Source organism: Mycobacterium sp. E3247, assembly GCF_001667785.1.
GTDB lineage: Bacteria > Actinomycetota > Actinomycetes > Mycobacteriales > Mycobacteriaceae > Mycobacterium.
On the sequence record NZ_LZJG01000062.1, the window covers coordinates 1 to 1,563 of the forward strand.

At 63.7% G+C, this 1,563-nt stretch carries 2 protein-coding genes; both read left to right on the forward strand.

The window, feature by feature from the left end; translation table 11 throughout:
- Positions 1-167 precede the first annotated feature (167 nt).
- Positions 168-785: a TetR family transcriptional regulator gene (locus tag A9X04_RS03560; protein WP_067917816.1), complete on the forward strand. Its 618-nt coding sequence runs from the start codon at positions 168-170 to the stop codon at positions 783-785.
- On the forward strand, positions 782-1,531 hold the full coding sequence (locus tag A9X04_RS03565; RefSeq protein ID WP_067917818.1) for an SDR family NAD(P)-dependent oxidoreductase: 750 nt from the start codon (positions 782-784) through the stop codon (positions 1,529-1,531). The genes A9X04_RS03560 and A9X04_RS03565 overlap by 4 nt, the downstream gene beginning before the upstream one ends.
- Positions 1,532-1,563: the final 32 nt, after the last annotated feature.

Genomic DNA, 1,563 nt, shown 5'->3' on the forward strand with positions numbered 1-1,563 from the left:
GCGCTGCCCTACTACGAGGCGCTGGCACTGTTCAAACTCGCCATCATCCTCGAAGGCTCGCACGCCCGGCAGGTCAAATCCGGCGTCGATGCCGACCGCACAGACATGGGCCCGCGAGTGATTCGATTGCTTCATGGCGCAGCGGAATTTGCGCGCGGGCAACGGCTATGACCGAACCGCTGACCGATCGGCGACGGCGCCTGCTACGCGCCGACATCGGCCGTACCGCTATCGCGTTGTTCGCTGAGCGCGGTTTTGACACGGTTACTGTAGGCGACATCAGCGCCGCCGCTGGAATCTCCGAACGGACCTTCTTTCGGTACTTCGCATCCAAGGACGAAGTACTGCTGGACTACGAACGTCATGTGTGGGAGCGACTGATCCACGCGCTGGCTTCGCGCCCGGCCGACGAGGGTCCGGTCACCGCGCTACGGCAAGCCTTTTTGGCCACCTCCCACGTCGAACCAGCAGACCGTCTACGCGTCGTGCAACTGGGCCGCATTCTTGCCCAGGCACCGGAGTTGAATGCCCGCAGCCGCGGCCAGCGCCTGGTCAACGACGACGAGCTCGTCGCGCTGGTGGCGGGACGTTTCCCCAAGGGACACAAGGAGTCAACGATGCACGCGCGCATCGCCGTAACGGCGATGAACGCCGTCGCCGCCGCAGAGTTCGGCGCTTGGGTCCAAGGCGGCGGGCGGGGCGACCCGGCCGAGCGAATCCGGGCGGCACTGTCCCTGCTCGAGCAGGGAATCGGCAAGTTCGACGGAGGAGGAGACAACCAGTGACCAATCTCTTCGATCTGACCGGACGCACTGCACTTGTCACCGGCGCCACCCGCGGCATCGGCCGGGCGATCTGCGCGCAGCTGGCATCGTCGGGGGCGGACATCGTGGTAGTCAGCCGCAATTCTGAGGCATGCGAAAAGACCTCAGCCGAGATCGCCGCCACTGGTCGGCGCGCATTCTCGTTGCCCGCCAACGTCAACCGATGGGCCGAATGTGACCGCCTGGTTGACGAAGCCTACGCGGCCGTTGGGCGCATCGACATATTGGTCAATAACGCGGGATCGTCAGTGCGTTACGACAGTGTCGATGCGATCAGCGAAGAGCTCTTCGACAAGACAATCGCACTCAATCTCAAGGGTCCCTTCCGACTCAGCGCGCTGATTGGTAGCCGGATGGCCGCCGACGGTGGCGGCAACATCGTCAACATCTCGACCATCTCCGCCCAAATCGGCGCCGGCCACGCCATCGTCTATGCGGCGGCCAAAGCCGGCCTGAACAACCTCACCAAGTCGTTCGCGAAGACCTTCGCCCCGAAGGTGCGGGTGAATGCGGTAATGCCGGGCGCCGTGGAGACCGACGTGATGAAGGCCTGGCCACAATCCGAGCGTGATCTGGCCAGTGCTACGGCACTGCTGGGAAGAATCGGAACTCCTGACGAAATATCCAGCGCCGTACTGTATCTGGCCTCTGATGCGGCGAGCTTCACCACCGGACAGGTCTTGGCCGTCGACGGCGGACACGTTTGAGAGCGAGAGCCGATATGGAGTTGAACAGCCGA